Below are 4,915 nucleotides of genomic sequence, written 5' to 3' on the forward strand. Positions count from 1 at the left end.
TCAGTCCCTTTAGGGCTGAGTTACTGACTGCCAAGAAGCACCTTACTCCCATACATAATAACTTCCCAAGGGGATAAGTTCAACAGGGGAATTAATGATATCTTCAGTTTTTATGTTCTCGTGATCTGAATATGACACATAACCTTAGCAACAAACTAAGCCTGAATGATGTCCAGGACAAGCTACGCTGAAGCATCTTGGGAATAATGGGGTGCAATCAACATCAAAATTCTCCGAATGCTATACTTTTCCCTGTTCCCTGACTCCATGAATGAATTTAATTTTATTCAACTACTTATATGATAATAAATCAAGCAATTTGATACTTAGGAGTATTAAAATGGGACTGAATGAAGAATTAATGAATTCTGGTCATAAGGACTTGATTGTCCAAGACTGCTGCACCATGATAGACGCACAACTGGCATCTAAGTCAGGCATAAGCGGTATGGCCATGAAAGCCGCCTTTGCTGCACTCAAGGGAATTCAACCGGGTTATATCACCAATGTGGTTGAGTCCCTCCTACCGGTTTGCTTAACTGCAATTGATCCCATTTGGAGTGAAGGAGTGCAACAGGGTGAACCGGTGGAATACCTCACAGCCAATAGTAATCAGACCGCAAATGCGCTGCTAGGTGTAACTGATGCCAGGGTTAAAAATACCAAACGCCAACTGGTGCGAGGAACTTACGAAAAATTCCGTAATTCCGCAGAAAAACACGTACAAGAGGCAGTACCAGATTTTGCTCAGGTGATTGGTAAGTATGTTAATAACTAGCTGAAAAATAGAAGTTAGTTTTTAAGTCTTCAGATGCGCTTCCACATAAATAATGGGAGCGCCTATCACCAAAAGCCGATTTGCTGATATATTCCTTCATGATATAATCGTCTGCTGAGGATATTAAGTTAAAAAGTCCCTAATTGAGCCGAAAACATGAGTTTTTCAAGACTCTAAAAGTTTCAATCTAACCGATGTGCCTGCGCTCAAAAATAAATCCAACTATGATATAAAGTTAAAGGAGAATTAGATTAATGACACTTACCTATGGAACAGAGGGATGTCTCCGGATTGGTCAGCAGGCTCCCGATTTTACAGCAACAACCGTAGTAGATCAGGAGTTTAAGTCAATTAAATTGTCTGACTATCGTGGTAGATATGTTGTTCTGATGTTCTACCCCTTGAATTTTACCTTTGTTTGTCCCACTGAAGTTACAGCATTTAGCGATCGCTACGCAGAATTTAGCCAACTAAATACAGAAATTTTGGGTATTTCCGTTGATAGTGAATTTTCTCACCTCGCTTGGATTCAAACAGATCGTAAATCTGGTGGAGTCGGTGACATAAATTATCCCCTAGTTTCTGACATCAAAAAAGAAATTAGTGCCGCTTATAACGTTCTCGATCCCACCGCTGGTATTGCTTTACGCGGTTTATTTATCATAGATAAAGATGGCATTCTACAACACTCCACTATTAATAATCTAGCCTTTGGTCGGAATGTAGATGAAACCCTGCGAACATTACAAGCAATTCAGCACGTTCAGTCCCATAGCGATGAAGTTTGTCCTGTTAATTGGCAACCTGGGGACAAAACCATGAATCCTGATCCCGTGAAGTCTAAAATTTACTTTGCTGATATTTAGAGAGTTGGGAATTTGGTAATTAAACTTTTAATTTTGAATATCTTATGTTGACTTCAACTGATTTTACTGGCTTATTTAACGAGCGATTTTTCCATAATTTTCTCCCTATACCCGCGTTAGATAATTTCAGATTGGGTATAGGCACACCAGATTTTAAATTATCAGATATTACTAACAATACTGTTGTTAAGCTATCTGATTTTCGAGGTAAACAACCTGTAATAATTGCCTTTACCAGAATTTTTACCGAAAAGCAATATTGCCCATTTTGTTATCCCCATATTCAAGCCTTAAATGAAAATTATGAACAGTTTAAAAATCGGGGAATTGAAATTCTATTAATTACTAGCACCGACAAAAAGCAAAGTCAAATAATAGTTCAAGACTTGGGCTTAAAAATGCCATTATTGAGTGATTCCAGTTGCCATACATTTCGTACTTATAGAACTGGACAGGCATTAGGAGCGCCATTACCAGCACAATTTATATTAGATAAAGATGGCAAACTGCTCTACAGACATTTATTTTCCTTCTTAGATCATAATGCCGGTGTAGAGACACTTCTAGAAAAATATAATTGAATAGGACACAGTTCATTTCCAAGATTCTAACCTACCTGTACCGCGATTGTATTGATAATTTTTCTGAATTAAACTAGGATGAGGATTGACACAATATTGTTTACCATCAATCATAATTTGCACTATTTTTTCTCCAGAGGTACAGGAAACATTTGTTAATTCCCAGCTTTTAATTAACTCTATATTGGCATCAGTGGTAAGCTGGGAAGTTTGTTTTGGCTTTTCCTCGACTTGAGAAGTAGATTTTTTAACATAACGTCTATTAAATATTTCTGAAGATTTTTGATAATCTGCAAGAGCGCCTTGATAATCATTAGTCAGAGTGCGAGCTATGGCACGATTTGTGTAGGCACTGAAATTATCAGGATCAATCAAAATAGCTGTACTTGATACTTTTATAGCTGATTGATAGTCTTTTAAAGCATTAAAAATATTTGCCTGAATAGAATACCCATAACTATTGTTAGGATCAAGACGAATAGCTTGTTTAGAAGATTCTAATGCCGCTTCATAGTTTCCTAACTTTAGATAAGCCATACCTTGATGAGCATGAGTAATAGCATAGTTAGGATTAAGACGCATAGCGCGATTAAAATCCTCAAGGGCTGCTTGATTATTTTGTAACGAAATCTGAGTCCAGCCACGATTAAGATAACCATCCAAATAATTAGGATCAATAGCAATAACTTGGTTAAAATCTACAAGAGCTTCTGAATATTTTCTTAACCATGTGTAGACATATCCCCGTTTAAAGTAAGCTTCTGAATATTTAGGGTCAAGCTTGATTGCTTGATTAAAATCTTCCACCGATTCTTGATAATTATATTGATCAAGTTTAGTAATACCCCTAGCATAAAAGTCTCTTGCTGACTGAGGATTACTTAAACGAGTAGCAGGAGGTTCATTCGTAGAACTCTGATTTTTTTGAATCGGAGTATTTTTAATACTTGGTTCACTTATAGCTAAAAAAGTATTAACAGGAATCCCCGCATTAAATCCTGTCTTCTGAGTCACGATTTCTCCTGTTTCTGTTTTATTCTTGGCTGATGTATCAGCTAATCCATGAATTGCCACAACTCTACCAATAATATCAAACACAGGACCACCACTATTACCAGTTACAGTTCTGGCATCGTAAATCAAACCATAGCCATTAATAGGACTATTATTCCGAGAAACAACTATTCCCTTGGTAAAAGCAAAGTCTCTGGCAGATCCAACTTTACCAAATACGGCTGGAAACCCACCAACAAAGATATCCGTACCCTCTACCATCTCATCAGAATTGCCTAAAGTAGCAATGGGATAATCTTCTGTAGCCACAAAAGTAGCTAAAGCTAAATCTGGGTCGTTTCTACCCTTCTGCAACACTTTGATATCTTTAACAGCATAATCTTTCCCTGTATTTGTCCGAATAGAATAAGTAATGTCTTTAGCGCAAACAATTTCTCCCGGTCTGTCTAACACATCACACACCACATGATTAGCTGTAAGTACGGTATAAGTATTACCTTGTCTAGCAATAATTACACCTGAACCTCCAGGAGTAATATCACCCTCTGCATTAATTTGGACTGAGGTGTTTTTGGCAATTTGGGCAATCTTTTGAAGACTGATAGGATCAGCAGCAGGTGTTGGGATAGAAATGACAATAGCTGCCACTATTGCCGTAGTCAAAACTGGATAATTTACCCTAGTAAAATATAAACTCATATGCTTAATTATTTTTGTAAATTCTGGTAATGACAGGAATTCGGTTTAATTTCTGTATCTCTGGCAGGAGACGTAAGCAGGTTGGCGTTCAAAATTGCCCTTGTCGTTATGACAATTTTTAACATCAACCCACTTATAGCAACTTCAATTAATAATTACAAGCCACTAGATTTATTTTCAACAGCAGGTTTTCTTGTAGTTTGCCGAAGTGAGCGATTGACATTGTTTGTGAGTAAATCGCTCAATCTAACCTTTACACGACCTTGTGTTTCCCGAATTACACCAGCGCTAGAACCTTTACGACTGATTTGGATGATTTGGGCAAGAATTTGGTCTGCTTTCTTGGCATTTTCGGGTTTGAGGGTAAACAGAGTATTGCGTCCATTACAACCAGTATCATTTGCAGAAACTACGCAAATGACAGTGTTGTTATTAACTCGACCGTTCATCAATACAACATCTTTGAGGCTACCCCCACTTTCAGCTACGGCCGCATTTAATTTCGGTGTGACGATTTGGCAACGACTTTGAGGAGTAAATTTCTGACCAAAGTATTTTGAAGATGCTGAAGTCCAGATAATTACAGGGATTGGCTCTCCACCAGGTCGCTGACCCACTGTAGCCACGTTACCATCACCTTGGGATACACAGGTAAATTGAGTTCCAGTGTTGGCTTCCTCCGATGGGTCTACATCTGCCACCGGACTACTGTTGCTATTATTGACTTTGTTGTTGCCATTATCTACTGGTGGTAAGGCTTGAACTGAAGATCCCAAGGCAACAATGCTGGATATGGCTAAGGTAGTAACTAAAATTGCTGTCTTCAATTGATGTTTCATAAAACCTCGTAAATTTTAAAAGTGAACTACCTACACTGACCTGACGGTACAGTGTAGGCTTCCCAATTCAATGGGGACTGCCTCGGACTTCATGGATTTTTTACGTCCCGAAGACTTTGGTCTTACATCCCCTCCAAG

At 38.2% G+C, this 4,915-nt stretch carries 5 protein-coding genes; 3 read left to right on the plus strand and 2 right to left on the minus strand.

Features of this window, described 5'->3' with window-relative positions; all coding sequences use genetic code 11:
- The first annotated feature begins 340 nt into the window (after positions 1-340).
- The 3 genes from FJR06_RS18595 (at position 341) to FJR06_RS18605 (ending at position 2,225) form a co-directional block, all read left to right on the plus strand.
- Positions 341-778: a hypothetical protein gene (locus FJR06_RS18595; RefSeq protein ID WP_015080405.1), complete on the plus strand. Its 438-nt coding sequence runs from the start codon at positions 341-343 to the stop codon at positions 776-778.
- Positions 779-1,032: 254 nt separating this feature from the next.
- A complete protein-coding gene (locus tag FJR06_RS18600) occupies positions 1,033-1,644 on the plus strand; it encodes a peroxiredoxin (RefSeq protein ID WP_015080406.1) in 612 nt (203 codons plus the stop codon).
- 44 nt (positions 1,645-1,688) lie between these two features.
- Positions 1,689-2,225, plus strand: coding sequence for a peroxiredoxin (locus FJR06_RS18605; RefSeq protein ID WP_015080407.1), 537 nt, complete (start codon positions 1,689-1,691; stop codon positions 2,223-2,225).
- A gap of 12 nt (positions 2,226-2,237) precedes the next feature.
- On the opposite strand, the gene FJR06_RS18610 is transcribed toward FJR06_RS18605, so the two are convergent.
- Positions 2,238-3,902, minus strand: a complete 1,665-nt coding sequence (locus FJR06_RS18610; protein ID WP_254434064.1) for a tetratricopeptide repeat-containing serine protease family protein — start codon at positions 3,900-3,902, stop codon at positions 2,238-2,240.
- 191 nt (positions 3,903-4,093) lie between these two features.
- Entirely contained in the window at positions 4,094-4,777 is a 684-nt protein-coding gene (locus FJR06_RS18615) for a COP23 domain-containing protein (RefSeq protein ID WP_015080409.1), read from the minus strand.
- Positions 4,778-4,915: the final 138 nt, after the last annotated feature.

Source organism: Dolichospermum sp. UHCC 0352 (assembly GCF_009711925.1).
Classification (GTDB): domain Bacteria; phylum Cyanobacteriota; class Cyanobacteriia; order Cyanobacteriales; family Nostocaceae; genus Dolichospermum; species Dolichospermum lemmermannii.